Below are 18,605 nucleotides of genomic sequence, written 5' to 3' on the forward strand. Positions count from 1 at the left end.
ACTCATCGCAGGCAAGCCAGCTCCCACATTTTTTTATCCGGTTTCTTCAGTGGGTTTCGCCTAACAGCAAGCTTTGCTCGCGCGCACACAACTCCACCACATAATCCCACAACACCCGCAACCGCACTGACTTGTGCAGCTCCCGGCGCGAGCTGATCCAGTAGCTGCGCTGGATGCTTTCTGCCGGCAGCAAAGGCACCAGGTCCGGGTCGCCAGCAGCCATAAAGCACGGCAGCACCGCAATGCCCAATCCCGAACGCGCCGCCTGGTGTTGAGCAATCACGCTGGTGCTGTGGAACACCACTTTGGGGTTGCGGCAAAAGCTGCTGAGGAACTTGAGTTCCTGGCTGAACAGCAGGTCATCCACGTAATCGATCCATGCATGGGCGGCGAGGTCTTCACGTTTTTCAATCGGCGGATTGCGCGCAAGGTAGGCGCGGCTGGCGTAGAGCGCCAGGCGGTAGTCGGTGAGTTTGCGCGTGACGAGTTGGTCGACGCTGGGGCGTTCGAGGTGGATGCTGATTTCCGCTTCGCGGTTGAGAATGCTCACAAAGCGCGGCACCGCCACCAGTTCCACTTCCAGCCCCGGATAACGCTCGAACAGCCCGCCCATGCGGCTGGCGAGGAACATCACGCCCAACCCCTCAGCCACGCCAAGGCGGATCTTGCCCAGCGGCGCAGCGGAATGGGTGAGTTCGTCTTCGGCCAGCAACGCGACGTTTTCCATGGCCTCGGCGTGCTTGAGCAGGGCTTCACCGGAAGGCGTCAGTTCGTAACCCTGGGCATGCTGCACGAACAGCGCGGTGCCGAGGCTTTTCTCGATGGCCTCGATATGCCGGGCCACGGTAGCGTGCGTGGTTTTCAGGCGCTGTGCAGCGGTGAGCAGGCGGCCGCTGCGTTGCAGCTCAAGAAAAAACCGCAGGTCATTCCAGTCGAACATGTCGCCTCCCTTGGACAAATGTACCTTCTAATGCCTGGCCCGGCACCTGTGGCTGGCGCTTACTGTGGCGAGCGAGCTTGCTCGCGCTGGGCTGCGCAGCGGCCCCAATGCCTGCCACTACACTTCATCTGAACCATCGCGCTTACTCTGAGGGGGCCGCTTCGCGCCCCAGCGCGAGCAAGCTCGCTCGCCACAGGCTAACGTTGCTTCGAGGTTTAAGTGCCGCTGTTTAAAAACGCACAGCAGCTGGGTAAAAACTAACATTTTTAAGACGAAAACTAACAACTAGGATGGGCCCAATAAGAAAAACAAGCGAGACCTCAGATGCCCATTGCAACTGCTGAATACGATTACATCGTCGTAGGCGCCGGCCCCGCAGGCTGCCTGCTGGCTAATCGATTGTCCGCCAACCCCGCCCACCGCGTGCTGCTACTCGAAGCCGGTGGCCGCGACAATTACCCCTGGATCCACATCCCCGTCGGCTACCTGTTCTGCATCGGCAACCCGCGCACCGACTGGTGCTTCAAGACCGAAGCCCAGGAAGGCCTGCAAGGCCGTGCACTGAGTTACCCACGCGGTAAAGTGCTGGGCGGCTGCTCGTCCATCAACGGCATGATCTATATGCGCGGCCAAGCCCAGGATTACGACGGCTGGGCCGCCGCAGGCAACCCCGGCTGGGCCTGGAAAGACGTGCTGCCACTGTTCAAACAGAGCGAAAACCATTTTGCCGGCGGCTCGGAATTTCACAGCGACGGCGGTGAATGGCGCGTGGAGCAACAGCGCCTGCACTGGCCGATCCTCGATGCCTTTCGCGATGCGGCGGCGCAGAGTGGTATCGCGCCGATCAGCGATTTCAACCAGGGCGACAATGAAGGTTGCGGCTACTTCCAGGTCAACCAAAAGGCCGGGGTGCGCTGGAACGCGGCGAAGGCGTTTCTCAAGCCGATCCGCCAGCGCCCCAACCTTACCGTGCTGACCGAAGTGGAAGTCGATCGTGTAGTGCTGGAAAACGGTCGCGCTTCGGCCGTGGTCGGGCGTCAACATGGGCAACAACTGAGCTGGAAGGCACGCAAGGAAATCGTCCTGTGCGCCGGTTCTGTCGGCTCGCCGGGTATCCTGCAACGCTCGGGGATTGGCCCGTCCCATGTGCTCAAGCCATTGGGCATCAACGTGCTGCATGAACTGCCGGGTGTCGGTGGCAACCTGCAGGACCACCTGCAACTGCGCCTGATCTACAAGCTGGAAAACGCACGCACCTTGAACCAGATCGCCGGCACCCTGTTGGGCAAAATGGGCATGGGCCTGCGCTACCTGTATGACCGCAGCGGCCCGTTGTCCATGGCGCCCAGCCAGCTTGGCGCCTTCGCCCGCTCCGGCCCGGAACAGACTACGGCCAATCTTGAATACCACGTGCAGCCGCTGTCACTGGAGCGTTTTGGCGAGCCGTTGCATGCCTTCCCGGCATTCACCGCGTCGGTGTGCGACCTGCGCCCGCAAAGCCGTGGCCGCATTGATATTCGCTCCGCCAACCCGGCGGATGCACCCCTGATACGGCCCAACTACCTCAGCCATCCCGAAGATTTGCGCGTGGCCGCCGACGCGATCCGCCTGACCCGCCGCATCGTCGCCGCACCGGCCTTGAGCCAGTTCAAGCCGGTGGAATACCTGCCGGGCGACGCGCTGCAAACCGAAGAACAACTGCATGAAGCCGCCGCGCGTATCGGCACGACGATTTTCCACCCGGTGGGCACTTGCCGCATGGGCGATGACCAAGATGCAGTGGTCGATGCGCAACTGCGCGTACATGGCGTGCCGGGCCTGCGTATTGCCGATGCCTCGGTGATGCCACGCATTACATCCGGCAACACCTGCTCACCTACACTGATGATTGCGGAAAAGGCAGCGCAGCTGATGCTTTCGCCGAACACAAGGAGTCTCGCCCCGCAGAGAGAAACGGTTCATGCAATCTGAATAGCGGCGCCGCACCCGGCGCCGACAGTGGAACAACAATAAATAATCACTGTGAGGGATACCCGATGTCAGAACATGCTCAACCCCTGGGCTCGGCCGTCAAGGCGAGCACCGGCAGCGAATCAAGGAAAGTCATCTTCGCCTCGTCTTTAGGGACGGTGTTCGAGTGGTACGACTTTTTCCTCTACGGCGCCCTGGCGGCGGTGATCAGCAAGCAATTTTTTGCCGGGGTCAACGACACCACGGCGTTCATCTTCGCCTTGATGGCCTTTGCCGCAGGCTTTGTGGTGCGGCCGTTCGGCGCGTTGGTGTTCGGCCGCCTGGGCGACATGATCGGGCGCAAGTACACGTTTTTGGTCACCATCATCCTGATGGGTGTCGCGACCTTCTGTGTCGGGCTATTGCCGACCTATGCCAGCATCGGCATTGCGGCGCCGATCATTCTGATCGTGCTGCGCATGCTGCAAGGCCTGGCGTTAGGCGGTGAATATGGCGGCGCAGCCACCTATGTGGCCGAGCACGCACCGGCCGGCAAACGCGGCCTGCACACCAGCTGGATTCAATCCACAGCCACCCTTGGCTTGCTGCTGTCGCTGCTGGTGGTACTGGCTTGCCGTTACTTCACCGGCGACCAGTTCGAGGTGTGGGGCTGGCGCATTCCGTTCCTGTTCTCGATTGTGCTGCTGGGCATTTCCACCTGGATCCGCATGAGCCTGCATGAGTCGCCGGCATTCCTGAAGATGAAAGAGGAAGGCAAGGCCAGCAAGTCGCCGATCCGCGAATCCTTCGGTAAATGGGAAAACCTCAAGGTGGTGCTGATTGCGCTGTTCAGCATCAACGGCGGGCAGGCAGTGACCTTCTATGCGGCGCAGTTCTATGTGCTGTTCTTCCTCACGCAGTTCCTGAAGATGGACCCGGCCCTGGCCAATATGCTGTTGATTATCAGCGTAGTGATCGGCGCGCCGTTCTTCATCCTGTTCGGCTGGCTGTCGGACAAGGTTGGGCGCAAACCGGTGCTGATGCTCGGCTTGCTGTTGGCCACCGCACTGTACTTTCCGATCTTCAAAGGGCTGGCGCATTACACCAACCCGGCGATGGACCAGGCCAGCCACCAGGCGCCGATTACCGTATTGGCCGACCCGGCCACCTGCACCTTCCAGTTCGACCCGGTGGGCAAGGCGCGTTTTGACAGCCCGTGTGACAAGGTCAAGACCTTCCTGGTCAAGCAAGGTCTGCCATACAGCAGCGCCGCCGCGCCAGCCGGCAGCCCGGTACAGGTGAGCGTGGGTGATGTGCGTATCGACGGTTACGATGAAGCGGCCCTGCGCGGCGCGGTAACCCTGGCCGGCTACCCGACTTCGGCGGATGTGGCCCAGGTCAACAAAGTGATGGTGGTGGTGCTGATCGTGGTGCTGATCCTGATCGCCGCCATGTGCTACGGCCCGTTGGCAGCACTGATGGTGGAACTGTTCCCGACGCGCATCCGCTACACCTCGATGTCGCTGCCCTACCACATCGGTAACGGCTGGTTTGGCGGGTTCCTGCCGACCGTGTCGTTTGCCTTGGTGGTGTACACCGGCGATATCTTCTACGGCTTGTGGTACCCGGTGGTGGTAACCGGCGTGAGCTTGATTGTGGGGTTGTTCTGCCTGAAAGAAACCAAGAACGTGGATATCAATAACAACTGATCTTCAAAACGCTGAAGCCCCCTGTGGGAGCTGGCTTGCCTGCGATTGCATCACCTCGGAGTGTCAGATGTGCCGAGTTGTCCGTATCGCAGGCAGGCTAGTGCCCACATTTTTCTGAGTGCTGACCACACAAATTGCTGTACATCCATACAGATAACAGTTGCTCAATTGCCTTTGACTGAGCATCCTGCAAGGCATCGACCCGATCTGATGTGATGACCATGCGGCTGTACCTCTGTGAAAAACCCTCCCAGGCCAAGGATATCGCGGCCGTGCTCGGCGCCAGTCGGCGTGGCGACGGGTGCTGGCTGGGTAACGGGGTCACAGTCACCTGGTGCATCGGTCACCTGTTGGAAACCGCCCCACCCGACGCCTACGACGCCAAATACAAGCGCTGGGTGCTGGCCGACCTGCCAATCGTGCCGGAAAAATGGAAGATGTTGGTCAAGCCCAAGACCGCCAGCCAGTTCAAGGCCGTCAAGCGTTTGCTCGGGGAAGCCCAGGAACTGGTGATCGCCACCGACGCCGACCGCGAAGGCGAAATGATCGCCCGTGAGTTGGTGGAGCATTGCCGCTATCGCGGGCCGATCCAGCGTTTGTGGCTGTCGGCGCTGGATGACGCCTCCATTCGCAAAGCCCTCGCCGCCCTCAAACCCGGCGCCGAAACCTTCAGCCTGTATCACTCGGCCCTCGGCCGCTCACGCGCCGACTGGTTGATCGGCATGAACATGAGTCGCTTGTTTACCTTGCTCGGGCGTCAATCCGGGTATCAAGGCGTATTGCCGGTGGGCCGCGTGCAAACCCCGACCTTGCGCCTGGTGGTGGACCGCGACCGCAGCATCGCCGACTTTGTGCCGGTGGCTTACTGGGCCATTGATGTCGACTTGCGGCATGAGCGCATGACCTTTACGGCTCAATGGCGGGCCGCTGAGGATGCCTGCGACGATCAAGGCCGCTGTCTTAACCCACAACTGGCTCGCGATGCTGCCGATGCGATGACCAACGCCGCCAGCGCCAGGTTGGTCAAACTGCGTACCGAACGCGTGCGCGAGGTGGCGCCCCTGCCCTTCGACCTCGGCACGTTGCAGGAAATCTGTTCCAAGAAGCTCGGCCTCGGCGCCCAGGAAACCCTGGACATCGCGCAGTCCCTTTACGAAACCCACAAAGTCATCACCTACCCTCGCAGTGATTGCGGCTACCTGCCGCTCAGCCAACACAGTGATGCGCCGAAGATCTTGGCCGCGCTGGCCCGCGCGGATGCGGCGGTGAATGAGTTGATGCCGCATATCAACCCGCAACGCCGCTCGCGGGCCTGGAACGACGCCAAGGTCAGCGCGCACCACGGCATCATTCCTACGGGTGCCGGTAAGGACGTCGCGCAACTGGCCGGCAAACACCGTGCGGTCTACACGCTGATTCGCGCGCGTTACCTGGCGCAGTTCCTGCCCAACCATGAATACGATCGCACCCAGGCGGATTTCGATTGCGCCGGCCAAGCCTTGCGCGCGGTAGGCAAAGTCATCATCGAGCCGGGCTGGAAACGCGCCCTGCCCGAGGCGCTGGCGCCTGCCAAAGGCCGTGAAGCTCCTGCACCGCAGGCCTTGCCGACCTTGGTGCAAGGCCAGAATTACGCGGTGGCCAAGGTCAACCTCAAGGACCTCTGGACCCAGCCGCCCAAGCCCTTCACCGAGGGCGACCTGATCAAGGCGATGAAAAACGTCGCCAAACTGGTGGAAGACCCACTGCTCAAGCAAAAGCTCAAGGACACCACCGGCATCGGCACCGAAGCCACCCGCGCGGGGATTATCCAGGGTTTGCTCGACCGGGGTTATCTGGTCAAAAACGGCAAGGCACTGTCAGCCACTCCGGCGGCGTTCAGCCTGATCGACGCGGTGCCTCGGGCGATTGCCGACCCAGGCACCACCGCGATCTGGGAGCAGGCGCTGGACATGGTGCAAAGCGGTGAAATGAGCCTGGAAGAATTCGTCGCCAAGCAGGCGGCCTGGATGAGCAAACAAGTGGCACGCTGCAATGGCATGCGCATGACCATCACCGGCCCAGCCAGCCCGGCAGGCCGAGGTGCTACGCCGTGGAAAAACAAGCGCAAGGCTGCACCGCGCAAGACGACAGGCGCTCCAAAGCGGGCGAAAAAGCCGAAAAGTGCCGGCTGAATAGCGAAATAATCCGGCGAATGACGTTTTTCGACGGGTTTAACGCCGCTTTGGGCCTTGCGGCGCTGTAGCCCGTCTAGGATTCTGTAAGGGACTCGCTGACTTCCTAATAACAACACCGGAGTGGCCGCCATGAAAACCGTTGCACAACTGCTCAAAGCCAAGGACCAGAAGAACCAGGACGTCCATACCATTCAATGGGACCACACGGTCTTTGAGGCGCTGGTGCGGATGTCAGAGAAAAACGTCGGGGCCTTGCCGGTGGTCAAAGACGGCGCGGTTGTCGGAATCATCAGCGAACGTGATTACGCCCGCAAACTCATCCTCAAGGGACTCTCTTCGGTTACCACAAAGGTCCATGAGGTGATGAGTTCACCGGTCATCACCGTGGATACCCATAAAAGTGTCGAAGAATGCATGAACATCATGACCGACAGTCACTTGCGCCACCTCCCAGTGGTCGAAGACGGCGAACTGAAGGGCCTGCTGTCCATCGGTGACTTGGTAAAAGAGGCCATTGCCGAACAGACCGACCTGATCAAACAGCTGGAGCAGTACATCCGCGGCGAATAGGGGAACCCATGCTCGATACGCTGGACCATCAAGAAAATCACCTCGACACCCTGTACCGGGCCATGGCTGAACGACGCTTTTTGGTCTTGACCGGTGCAGGTATCAGCACGTCATCGGGCATCCCGGATTATCGCGACAGCGAAGGCGTGCGCCGTGGCAAGGCGCCGATGATGTACCAGGAATTCCTCGCCACCGCGCAAGCGCGTCGCCGCTATTGGGCACGCGCCATGCTGGGTTGGCCACGGGTGCGTATTGCGCAGCCGAACCAGGCTCATCTGGCGCTGGCCACGCTGCAGCAGCGTGGCCGTATCAGCGGGCTAATCACGCAAAACGTCGACACCCTGCATGATCAGGCCGGCAGCCATGATGTGATCGAACTGCATGGCAGCCTGCATCGTGTGCTGTGCCTGGACTGCCAGCAGCGCAGTACCCGCGATGTGATTCAGCGGCAAATGGAAATCGACAATCCTTACCTGGTGCAGGTCCACGCGGTGCAGGCGCCCGACGGTGACACCCTGCTCGATCCGACCTTTGAAGAACGCTTCCAGGTGCCGCGCTGCCCCCATTGCAATGGCGAGCGCTTGAAGCCAGACGTTGTGTTTTTTGGCGAGAACGTGGCACCGGCTACGGCAGCCAGGGCCATGGCCGCCGTGGAGCATGCAGACGGGCTGCTGGTGGTGGGTTCTTCGCTAATGGCCTATTCGGCGTTTCGTCTGTGCAAGGCGATGGTGGAGCAAGGCAAGCCGGTAATTGCCATCAACCTGGGCAAGACCCGTGGGGATGAGCTGTTGCAGGTGAAAATCGAGGCGTCATGCGAGCGGTTGTTGCCTCTGCTGGCCGAGCGATTGCGTCAGTAGGCACACTGCAAATTCAATTGTGGGAGCTGGCTTGCCTGCGATAGCGGTGTATCAGTTAACAACTCTTTGGCTGACACACCGCGATCGCAGGCAAGCCAGCTCCCACAGGGTTCTCGCGTCGTATTGACTACCTGCCCACCACGACCCACCGCACAAAAAATGACGCCCAAGTCACGTTTTCCCGCATTCTCCCGTCCCCACAGCAATTTATGTAGTGACTAAAAATAATCACTACATAATCGTTGACGTAACCTTTTTGTCCTTGCATTATCGAGACGTCTCCCGGATCGGGAGCGTTGGTAACACGCGTTTTGAACAAGCTCGTCTGACCGCCGAGCTGTTTTTTCCGGATGTGCACTGCCCACAAGGCAGATTGATGAAGCTGACCGGCCCGCAAGGATCGGTACAAGGAGCTCAAACGCTGCTTGTCTTCGTGATGAAACCATTACGTAGCCGCTCATCAGCAAGACTACATGCATCAGGTTCAAGACCCTGCCCGTATTCGGCAGACCGTTACTGACGCCCGGTTTTCGCAACCGGAGACAACTAAGCAGTTTTAACGAACCAACTGATAGATCGCCAACTGGTCAAGGGGCTTACACATGAATCTGAACAACCAACCAACTATCGATGAATTGGCTGAGATGTTCGCAGCGCAAAAAGACAAACTCGACGACCATATCCTGTGGGTTGGCAAGTCGGGCGAAGTCAAAATTGACTGCCTGGCGCCCCACACCGAAGAAGCCGAGTTTGACCGCACTCACCGTGAACTCGCGGCGCGCCTGAAGATGTACCGCCGCGGCCAGGGTTATGTCGGCAAGAAAGCGGCGGCCGATCGAAACTTCATTGAGCAAGTATTCGACACACTTAACAATGCCTGGGCATCTTTCAAGGATAACTCGCAAGTTAAAGTGATCGACCGCTACTACTAAGTAAAACTTGCCCACTGTGGGAGCTGGCTTGCCGGCGATAACGGTTTAACTGCCAACACTTTTGTTGAATGTTAACTGGCTATCGCAGGCAAGCCAGCTCCCACATTTGTTTTGTGGCACGCTCAAAACGTCGGGAAACGTCCCTTCGCGGCTTCGTCGCGAAAAATATCAAACAACACCTGCGCCGCCGCCGACAGTTCATGACCGGGTTTGGTGAGTACGCCAATCGGCCGCTCGATCACCGGATCGCTCAAGGTGATGCAATGGGCGCCCGCCTCCTCCATCTGACGTGCGCACAATGCAGGCACGGCGCTGACACCCAGGCCACTGGCAACCATCTTGCCGACCGTGGCCAATTGATGGCTTTCCAACGCCACCGGCAATTTCATCTGCAAGGCCCCAAGGTGCTCCTCCAGCATCACGCGCACCGTCGAGGGCCGTTGCAGGGTGATGAACGGGTGTTCCAACAGGGTTTTCCAGTCGACTTCGGTACATTGCGCCAAGGGCGAATCACCGGGCACCACCGCAATAAACCGGTCCAGGTATAAAGGCGTGAATGCCAGGGACGAACCTTCGGATGGCTCGAACGCCACGCCCAGCTCCACTTGGCGATCGCGGACCATTTCCAGCACCTGTTCATTGATCAGGTCATGCACCGTCACATTCACCTGCGGGTAACGTGCGCGGAATATCTTAAGAATCGGTGGCAGCAGGTTGCCCGCAAACGAAGGCATCGCCGCCACGGTGACGCGGCCACGCTGCAGGGTGAAACGCTGACGCAGTTCGTCTTCGGCATTGTCCCAGTCGGCAATCAACCGGCGCGCCAACGGCAGCAGCGATTCACCTTCGGGTGTCAGTGCGACGTTGCGGGTATTGCGGCTGAACAGGCGCCCACCCAGGCCCTCCTCCAAGCCCTTGATGGTCAGGCTCAGCGCCGATTGGGAAAGGTGCAGGCGCTCGCAGGCGGCGGCAAAACTCAGGCTTTGGGCCACGGCGAGAAAGGCGCGCATCTGTTTGACGGTCATGAGGCTGCTCCGGGCGGCGATTGGACTATGCTGTTTTCTAAATCAATCAACCTTAAAAAACAACTTAACAAATCAATCCGTCGGCGCAACACTCAGTTCATTGGCTGGCCCACAAACAATAAAAGAGGTGCATATGGCAGGTTTCGATAAACGCGTGGCGTCCTATGAAGAAGCACTGGCAGGCCTGGAAGACGGCATGACCGTGCTCTCCGGTGGTTTTGGCCTGTGCGGCATTCCAGAAAACCTCATCGCCGAGATCAAGCGCAAAGGCACCCGCGACCTGACCGTGGTTTCCAACAACTGCGGCGTTGACGGGTTTGGCCTGGGCGTACTGCTGGAAGAAAAGCAGATCAGCAAGGTAATCGCCTCCTACGTCGGTGAAAACGCGCTGTTCGAGAAGCAACTGCTCAGCGGCGAAATCGAAGTGGTGCTCACGCCCCAAGGCACCCTGGCCGAAAAAATGCGCGCAGGCGGCGCCGGCATCCCGGCCTTCTTCACCGCCACCGGCGTCGGCACTCCGGTGGCCGAAGGCAAGGAGACCCGCGAGTTCAACGGTCGCCCGTACTTGATGGAAGAGTCCATCACCGGCGACTTCGCCATTGTCAAAGGCTGGAAAGCCGACCACTTCGGCAACGTCATCTACCGCCATACCGCGCAGAACTTCAACCCGCTGGCGGCTACTGCGGGCAAGATCACCGTGGTCGAAGTTGAAGAAATCGTCGAACCGGGCGAGCTGGACCCGGCGCATATCCACACCCCAGGGATTTACGTCGACCGAGTCATTTGCGGCACCTTCGAGAAGCGCATCGAACAGCGCACCGTCCGCAAATAATCCGCCAGCCCAAATAATAAGGAGACAACACATGGCTCTTACCCGCGAACAAATGGCTCAACGCGTCGCCCGCGAAATGCAGGACGGTTTCTACGTCAACCTCGGCATCGGCATCCCGACCCTGGTGGCCAACTACATCCCCGAAGGCATGGAAGTGATGCTGCAATCGGAAAACGGCCTGCTCGGCATGGGCCCGTTTCCGACCGAAGAAACCATCGATGCCGACATGATCAACGCCGGCAAACAAACTGTGACCGCACGCATCGGCGCCTCGATCTTCTCCTCTGCCGAGTCCTTCGCAATGATTCGCGGCGGGCATGTCGACCTCACCGTGCTCGGCGCATTTGAAGTGGACGTGCAAGGCAACATCGCGTCGTGGATGATCCCCGGCAAGCTGGTCAAGGGCATGGGCGGCGCCATGGACCTGGTGGCCGGTGCAGAAAACATCATCGTGATCATGACCCACGCGTCCAAGGACGGGGAGTCCAAACTGCTCAGCCAATGCAGCCTGCCGCTGACCGGCGCCAAGTGCATCAAGCGCGTGCTGACAGACCTTGCGTACCTGGAAATCGAAAATGGCGCTTTTGTCCTCAAGGAACGCGCACCTGGCGTCAGCGTTGAAGAGATTGTGAGCAAGACCGCCGGTAAACTGATCGTCCCGGACCACGTTCCAGAAATGCACTTCCAGTGAGGACAGATTCCATGCAAGACGTCGTGATTGTTGCTGCCACCCGCACCGCCGTGGGCAGCTTTCAAGGAGCGCTGGCCAGCATTCCGGCACCGGAGTTGGGCGCGGCCGTGATCCGTCGCCTGCTGGAGCAGACCGGTCTGGACCCGGCTCAGGTCGATGAAGTGATCCTCGGCCAGGTACTGACCGCAGGCAGCGGCCAGAACCCGGCGCGCCAGGCCTCTATTCTGGCGGGTCTGCCCCATGCGGTGCCGGCTTTGACCCTGAACAAGGTCTGCGGCTCGGGCCTCAAAGCCCTGCACCTGGGTGCCCAAGCCATCCGTTGTGGTGACGCTGAGGTGATCATCGCCGGCGGCATGGAGAACATGAGCCTGGCGCCGTACGTATTACCCGCTGCGCGCACCGGTTTGCGCATGGGCCACGCCAAGATGCTCGACAGCATGATCACTGACGGCCTGTGGGATGCGTTCAACGACTACCACATGGGCATCACCGCCGAGAACCTGGTGGACAAGTACGGCATAAGCCGTGAAGCCCAGGACGCCTTCGCCGCCGCCTCCCAGCAGAAAGCCGCCGCCGCTATCGAAGCCGGCCGGTTTGTCGATGAGATCACTCCGATCCTGATTCCACAGCGCAAGGGTGATCCGTTGTCCTTCGCCGTGGATGAGCAACCGCGCGCCGGCACCACAGCCGAGTCGCTGGCCAAGCTCAAGCCCGCGTTCAAGAAAGAGGGTAGCGTCACCGCCGGCAACGCCTCCAGCCTCAATGACGGCGCCGCCGCTGTCTTGTTGATGAGCGCCGAAAAAGCCAAGGCTCTCGGCCTGCCGGTGCTGGCGCGTATCGCCAGCTATGCCAACGCCGGCGTGGACCCTGCGATCATGGGCATCGGCCCGGTCTCGGCTACCCGCCGCTGCCTGGACAAAGCCGGTTGGAGCCTGGGTGACCTGGACCTGATCGAAGCCAACGAAGCCTTCGCCGCGCAATCTCTGGCGGTGGGCAAAGAGCTGGAGTGGGATGCGAACAAGGTCAACGTCAACGGCGGCGCCATCGCCATCGGCCACCCGATCGGTGCCTCAGGCTGCCGCGTGCTGGTGACCCTGCTGCATGAAATGATCAAGCGCGACGCCAAGAAAGGCCTGGCCACCTTGTGCATCGGCGGCGGCCAAGGCGTAGCGCTGGCCCTCGAGCGCAGTTGATCTAAAGAGCAACAGGCTAATTGTGGCGAGGGAGCTTGCTCCCGTTGGGCTGCGCAGCAGCCCCTGTCGACAAGAGCAACATGAGAAAAGGCTCGATTCCACGAAAAATCGGGCCTTTTCTTTGCCCGGTTTTCCTGAAAAAAAACAATACTCATGTGGGAGCTGGCTTGCCTGCGATAGCGGTGTATCAGGTAACAACTGCTTGGCTGACACACCGCTATCGCAGGCAAGCCAGCTCCCACATTTAATCTTCATCGTCAGAGTGAGGTACCGCAAACACCGCATTCGCCCGTGCCACCACCTTGTCCCCCACTTGCAGGCTCACGGTGGCAAACGCCATCTGCCTGCCACGCTTGTGGTGCTCCAGCCGCACAACAATCCACTCCCCCACCTGCACGACACCCAGGTAGTCCAGGGTCATGCTAGCGGTTATCAGCGGTAACGGCGGTTCGCTGGAAAACGCCATCGCATAGCCCATGCCGACATCCGCCAGCGTTGCCAACACCCCACCGTGCACCGTGCCGCGCCCATTGGCGTGGCGGTTGTCGGCACGCAGGCCGATTTCCAGTTGCAACCCTTCACCCCGGCAATACGCCGGACCTAACAGGTCGAGCAACGGGCTGCTGCGTGGCAGCGAGACAAAGCCTTCGGGCACGGTGTAAGTGATCATGGCGAGCTCTTCCTTGGCCAAAACACGAGGTGTACCCCAGCCTCCCCAAGTTCACCATCAAGATCAGCCAAGCCAATGATCAACAATCAGCTAACGCTTCATGCAACGCTGATAGCGCTCATCCACACGCTTGGCAAACCACGCGGTGGTGAGGTTGCGGGTGATCTTCGGACTCTTGAGCACGATGCCCGGCAAAATCGCGCGCGGCACAGGCTTGCCGGCAGCTTTGTCGGCCAGGGCAAATACGCGTTTGTAGAGGGTGGTTTCTTCGAAGTCGAGCTGCTCGCCCTTTTCCAGCTGGCTGCGGATGCTGGGGTTGCGCATATCCAGCTTCGCGCCCAGGGAACGCACCGCCAACTCGGTGGTGCCGGGCAGCAGTGAGCCATAACGAATCAGGTCCCCATCCAGCGCCAGCTCGGTGCCGCTGACTCGGCTGACAGCAGCCTGGAACGCGGCATTGCGGCTGGCATACCACCCCGCGTTGAAATCGGCAAAGCGGTACAGCGGCTGGTCGTAGCTCACCGGGTAACCGAGAAGATGCGTGATACCGAAGTACATGCCGCCACGACGGGTGAAGACTTCGCGACGAATTGTGCCATCCACGGTGTAGGGATAATCGCGGGCGTGTTGCTGCGCAAAATCGATGCTGACCTGCATGGGGCCGGCGGTGTGCACCGGGTTAAAGCCGCCGAACAAGGTATTACCCAGTGGCACCATGCTGATGAAATCGTCAAAAATGCCGCTCAAGTCCTTCTCTGTGCGCGCGGCATTCAGGCGCTCGGCGTAAGTCTTGCCGGTCGGCGAACGCAGTTGCAGCGTGGTACGCACCACAAAGGCCGGCACATGGACCTTGCCGGCGCGGCGCAGGATTTCATCCTGGGCGATCTTGCCCATGTTCGGCACCGGCGGGTCTACCTGATAGGTGGACTCTTGCTCGGTCACCGCCAGCACAGCGCAGATATTTTCGCTGCTGGGGTAGATTTTCTGGGTGTCGAAGGCGGTGTAGATGTCTTTGGCCCAGCCGTTGCGGTCCGCCACCGTGGCCGGTAACAGCCGCACAATCTGCGCCTTCACCTCGGCCTCGCTGCGCTCAGGCTGCTGCGGGCCGCGTGGAGTGGAGCAGCCGGCCAGCACCAGCAAGGTGGTGAGGCACAGGATCAGGCGGCTTGAATACATGGGGTTTCCTTGAATAACGACGGGCCGGTTGTGCGGATATCGACAGGTAAGTCTAACCGGGGTTCGCCGACCTGTTGCACTCGCCAGTTATCACTGAACGTGACAGGATCGGTCATCGACCATTCGTACAAGGAGTTTGAATGCCATGCTCAGCCTGAACTTCTTCGTCACCTGCCTGATCGTCGTGCTGATCCCCGGCACTGGGGTGATCTTTACCGTGTCCACCGGCCTCACTGCCGGCAAGCGTGCCAGCCTGTTCGCCGCGTTGGGCTGTACTGCCGGGATCATTCCCCACTTGCTCGCATCGATATTGGGCCTTTCCGCCCTGCTGCATACCAGCGCCCTGGCCTTTGAGGCGTTGAAATTCGCTGGGGCGGCCTACCTTTTGTATCTGGCCTATGCCACCTGGCGTGACCGCTCGGCCTTCGCCATGAGCGACACACCAGCGGTCGCGACTGCACGCAGCCTGATGCTGCGCGGCTTTCTGCTGAATATCCTGAACCCCAAGCTGACGATTTTCTTCCTGGCCTTCCTGCCGCAATTCGTCACCCCCGGCAGCACGGCGCCCGCTGTGCAGATGCTGGTACTAAGTGGCGTTTTCATGGCGATGACGTTTGCGGTGTTTGTGGTGTACGGCCTGCTGGCCAATGTGTTTCGCCGTGCCGTGATCGAGTCACCACGGGTACAGAATTGGTTGCGCCGCAGTTTTGCCGCAGCCTTTGCGGGGTTGGGGTTGAACCTGGCGTTTGCGCAGCGCTGACAAGAACTAGCGAAACCTCCTACCCAACACCCGGATAAGCTCTACAGATCCTTCCTGAAAACCGCTGCAAAGTCCTTCGCCTGATCACACAGTGCGAGGGATTGCAGATGGTTTTGTTAGTTAGAGCCCGGGCCAAAGGGGCTAGCGCTTGAACCCGGCCATTGGCAGGCTGGCCCTGACCCCAATGGACGTGAAGACGGTCGACGTTGAAAGCGTCTTCCGTGATTTTCGCGAATGCCTGAATACCTTTGACGAATGGGCGTCGAGCTTCTGGAGCTTCTCGGCGCTGGATGTCGAGCAGGTGTTCAAGGTCGGGGATGAGGTGGCGCTGGTCGCCCCGATCAACCGCTCCATCATTCCCAGTAGCACCGTTGCCACGTGCCAGGCCAATGGCACGTTGACCCTGGTGCATATGTTCCAAAGCACGCGTTTTGTGCCCATCGGCAATACGCCGGTGGTGCTGCAACGCGTCGATCCCAACGGCGGCCCATTGGGCGAGCCGATCCACCACACCATCGGCCCCAGCGGCATTCTCGAAATCACCGAGTGTGATCGTAATCAATCGTACCGAATCAGTTTTTACCCCGATGTTTCCAAAGATCACGTCAAGGCACTGTACGCGTCTTATCAGTCAGTGATTGCGGGGTTGGAAGAGCGCCTGCGTAAAGAGTGGAACGACACCTTCCAAGCGCAGTGGAGAATTTATACCGACGCCAAACCGCTTGATCAACGCAGGATGCTGGAGAAAGCGGCTCTCAATGGCATGGGCACGGCGCTCTACACCCTTTGGGACAACTTGACGCAGCTGTTTGACATGTTGGCGGACATCAAGCCCAACAGCGAAAAGTTGCTCAAGTACATCTCCCAGGCCGAGCTTGATGAGCTGCTGACACTCAGCAATGACGCGATCGCCAACGGCCTGCTGGTACTCAGCGATGAGCCGCTGTTGTTCATTTACGTGTCGGCGATGGTCAGCTGGATGCGCCTGCTGCCGCCGCAAGACATGCAGGAGCTGATGGGCGAAATCACCGGCGAGGTGTTGATTAACTTGCTGTTGATTCGGGCGACGGCGGGCATGGGCGTGGCGGTACGCCTGGGCACTCAAGTCCTCGGGCACATCAAGTCTGGACGGGCGCGGAGTTTGCTCGAGTTGCTGGCAAAACAGCATGTGGGGCCGACGTTGGAGCCACATGTAGCGGCGGTTAAACCCTTGTTGCTGAGCAGTGCCCCGACGCCGATCAAGACCGTGCCGGTTGCGCCGCTGAAGGCTGGGGATCAGTTGGTTGCCAACCCGGTGCCGGCGGTGCGCGGCAAGACGCAGCAGACCGCGTTGGTGCGCCAGGAACCTGTGGATGATGTGCCGGCTTCTGGCAAGAACCTGAACGGCGATGCGGCGGCCCCTGCGGACAAAACCGTCACCCACGGTTGCCCCGTTTCGATGGTCACCGGCGAGGAATTGCTGACGCTCACAGACGGCACGCTGGATGGGGTTTTGCCGTTTGAGTGGACGCGGGTGTATCGCACCAGTGCGGTGGAAGTCGATTGCGGGTTGGGGTTTGGCTGGAGTCATTCGCTGGCGCAGCGGTTGGTGGTTTCGGGTGATTCGGTGGTGTGGACGGATCATGAGAACCGCCGTACTGAGTTTGTGCTGCCTACCGCTAATCGACCGGCGATTACCAATAGCTTGGCTGAAGCGGCGATCTATTTGGGTGAATTGCCCGATGAACTGGTGCTGGCCCAGGCGTCGCTGTTCTACCACTTTCAAGAGGGTGTGCTGACCGCCATCAGCGATGCGTATGACAACCGGTTGCGGGTTTTCCGCGATCGTTTGGGGCGGGTTGAGCGGCTGGATAACGGTGTGGGTCGCTCGCTGTTTCTGCGTTATGAGCTGGGCCGCATTGTGGCGGTGGACTATCAGGTTCATCGGGCCAAGGGGCACGAACCGTTTGAATGGGTGACGGAGCAGAAGGTTGTTTCCTACGCCTATGACGACCTTGGCCGACTGGTTTCTGCGACCAATGCCGTGGGTGAAAGCGAGGTTTATCGCTACGACGAGCAGCACGTCATTCTTGAGCGTGGGTTGGCCGGTGGGGCGAGCTTCTTTTGGGCATGGGAACGGGCTGGCAAGGCGGCGCGGTGTGTTCGGCACTGGGCCAGCTTCTCGCAGATGGATACGCGGTATGCCTGGGGGGATGACGGCCGTGTCACGGTGCATAACGCTGATGGCAGCCGGGAAGTGTATGTCCACGATGACCGTGCGCGGCTGGTGCAGCGCATTGATCCGGACGGTGCTGAGCACTTCAAGTCTTATGACGACAAGGGCCGGCTGACGGTCGAGCAGGACCCGCTTGGGGCGGTGACGGCGTATCAGTACGACGACGCCGGACGCTTGGTGGCGCTGTTTCCGGGGGACGATGAGCCGACGTCCTACGAGCATGACAACGGTTTCGTGCGGGTTGTACGCCGTGGTGAGGCCGTTTGGAAGTATGAGCGTAACGATCAGGGCGACGTCATTCGCAAGACCGATCCTGACGGCAATATTACGGACTACAGCTACAACAAATATGGGCAGCTGACGGGGGTTTGGTTTCCCGATAACAGTTGCCATCGGCTGGTTTGGAATGAGCGTGGGCAGTTGCTTGAGGAGCTGCTGCCCAATGGGGGTATCAAGCGTTATCGCTATGACGACCTTGGTCGGCAGGTTGCCCGCGAGGATGAACAGGGAGCGCTGACCCAGTTTCAGTGGGACAGCGTGGGTCGGTTGATTCGTGTCGTATTGCCAGGCGGTGCAACACGCGAATACAGCTACAACGCCTACGGAAAAATCACCGCCGAACACGACGAACTTACCCACGTCACCCGCTACGAATACGCCGACGGCCTGCACCTGATCAGCCGCCGTATCAACGCCGATGGCACCCACGTCAAGTACCGCTACGACAATGCGCGCCTGCTGCTGACCTCGATCGAAAACGAGGTGGGCGAAACCTACCGACTCGCTTACCACCCCAACGGCCTGATCCAGCAGGAAATCGGCTTTGACGGCCAGCGCACGGCTTACGTGTATGACCTCAACGGCAACCTGGCGGAAAAAACCGAACACGGCGACGACGGCAGTCAGCTCGT

General features: G+C 59.9%; 15 protein-coding genes. 11 read left to right on the forward strand and 4 right to left on the reverse strand.

Going from position 1 to position 18,605, the window contains the following annotated elements:
* Nucleotides 1-46: 46 nt before the first annotated feature.
* Complete coding sequence (locus tag HX790_RS20125) at nt 47-940, reverse strand: LysR family transcriptional regulator (RefSeq protein ID WP_099547661.1); 894 nt, start codon at nt 938-940, stop codon at nt 47-49.
* Nucleotides 941-1,264: 324 nt separating this feature from the next.
* Here HX790_RS20125 and HX790_RS20130 point away from each other — a divergent pair, with 324 nt between their 5' ends.
* The 6 genes from HX790_RS20130 to HX790_RS20155 all read left to right on the forward strand — a co-directional run bounded on the left by HX790_RS20130 (nt 1,265) and on the right by HX790_RS20155 (nt 9,132).
* A complete protein-coding gene (locus HX790_RS20130; protein ID WP_169987072.1) occupies nt 1,265-2,911 on the forward strand; it encodes a GMC family oxidoreductase in 1,647 nt (548 codons plus the stop codon).
* A 65-nt stretch (nt 2,912-2,976) separates the two neighbouring features.
* Nucleotides 2,977-4,599: an MFS transporter gene (locus tag HX790_RS20135; protein WP_017135018.1), complete on the forward strand. Its 1,623-nt coding sequence runs from the start codon at nt 2,977-2,979 to the stop codon at nt 4,597-4,599.
* Nucleotides 4,600-4,820: 221 nt separating this feature from the next.
* Nucleotides 4,821-6,770: a DNA topoisomerase III gene (locus HX790_RS20140; RefSeq protein ID WP_176992000.1), complete on the forward strand. Its 1,950-nt coding sequence runs from the start codon at nt 4,821-4,823 to the stop codon at nt 6,768-6,770.
* A gap of 132 nt (nt 6,771-6,902) precedes the next feature.
* Nucleotides 6,903-7,343, forward strand: a complete 441-nt coding sequence (locus HX790_RS20145) for a CBS domain-containing protein (protein ID WP_017135016.1) — start codon at nt 6,903-6,905, stop codon at nt 7,341-7,343.
* An 8-nt stretch (nt 7,344-7,351) separates the two neighbouring features.
* Entirely contained in the window at nt 7,352-8,200 is an 849-nt protein-coding gene (locus HX790_RS20150; RefSeq protein WP_176992001.1) for an NAD-dependent protein deacetylase, read from the forward strand.
* A 602-nt stretch (nt 8,201-8,802) separates the two neighbouring features.
* Nucleotides 8,803-9,132 carry a hypothetical protein gene (locus HX790_RS20155; protein ID WP_017135014.1) on the forward strand — a complete coding sequence of 110 codons (330 nt, stop codon included), beginning with the start codon at nt 8,803-8,805 and terminating at the stop codon, nt 9,130-9,132.
* Nucleotides 9,133-9,254: 122 nt separating this feature from the next.
* Here the strand turns inward: HX790_RS20155 and HX790_RS20160 are convergent, their stop codons facing one another.
* Complete coding sequence (locus HX790_RS20160; RefSeq protein ID WP_017135013.1) at nt 9,255-10,157, reverse strand: LysR family transcriptional regulator; 903 nt, start codon at nt 10,155-10,157, stop codon at nt 9,255-9,257.
* A gap of 133 nt (nt 10,158-10,290) precedes the next feature.
* On the opposite strand from HX790_RS20160, the gene HX790_RS20165 reads away from it, so the two are divergent.
* Genes HX790_RS20165 through HX790_RS20175 form a run of 3 tightly spaced genes read left to right on the forward strand, consistent with a single transcriptional unit; the run spans nt 10,291 to nt 12,873 of the window.
* A complete protein-coding gene (locus HX790_RS20165; RefSeq protein WP_017135012.1) occupies nt 10,291-10,989 on the forward strand; it encodes a CoA transferase subunit A in 699 nt (232 codons plus the stop codon).
* A gap of 31 nt (nt 10,990-11,020) precedes the next feature.
* Entirely contained in the window at nt 11,021-11,680 is a 660-nt protein-coding gene (locus tag HX790_RS20170) for a CoA transferase subunit B (protein WP_017135011.1), read from the forward strand.
* An 11-nt stretch (nt 11,681-11,691) separates the two neighbouring features.
* Nucleotides 11,692-12,873, forward strand: coding sequence for an acetyl-CoA C-acetyltransferase (locus HX790_RS20175; RefSeq protein ID WP_017135010.1), 1,182 nt, complete (start codon nt 11,692-11,694; stop codon nt 12,871-12,873).
* Nucleotides 12,874-13,117: 244 nt separating this feature from the next.
* Here the strand turns inward: HX790_RS20175 and HX790_RS20180 are convergent, their stop codons facing one another.
* Both HX790_RS20180 and HX790_RS20185 read right to left on the reverse strand, forming a co-directional pair.
* Nucleotides 13,118-13,543, reverse strand: coding sequence for a PaaI family thioesterase (locus tag HX790_RS20180; RefSeq protein ID WP_017134644.1), 426 nt, complete (start codon nt 13,541-13,543; stop codon nt 13,118-13,120).
* A 90-nt stretch (nt 13,544-13,633) separates the two neighbouring features.
* Nucleotides 13,634-14,719 carry a DUF1615 domain-containing protein gene (locus HX790_RS20185; protein WP_099547657.1) on the reverse strand — a complete coding sequence of 362 codons (1,086 nt, stop codon included), beginning with the start codon at nt 14,717-14,719 and terminating at the stop codon, nt 13,634-13,636.
* A 145-nt stretch (nt 14,720-14,864) separates the two neighbouring features.
* On the opposite strand from HX790_RS20185, the gene HX790_RS20190 reads away from it, so the two are divergent.
* Both HX790_RS20190 and HX790_RS20195 read left to right on the forward strand, forming a co-directional pair.
* Nucleotides 14,865-15,479 (forward strand): LysE family translocator, encoded by a 615-nt coding sequence (locus HX790_RS20190; RefSeq protein WP_017134642.1) that lies wholly within the window; start codon nt 14,865-14,867, stop codon nt 15,477-15,479.
* 184 nt (nt 15,480-15,663) lie between these two features.
* The coding region (locus tag HX790_RS20195) for a DUF6531 domain-containing protein (RefSeq protein ID WP_176992005.1) at nt 15,664-18,605 on the forward strand (2,942 nt) is incomplete at its 3' end.

Source organism: Pseudomonas sp. IPO3747, from assembly GCF_013385245.1.
Taxonomy (GTDB): domain Bacteria; phylum Pseudomonadota; class Gammaproteobacteria; order Pseudomonadales; family Pseudomonadaceae; genus Aquipseudomonas; species Aquipseudomonas edaphica.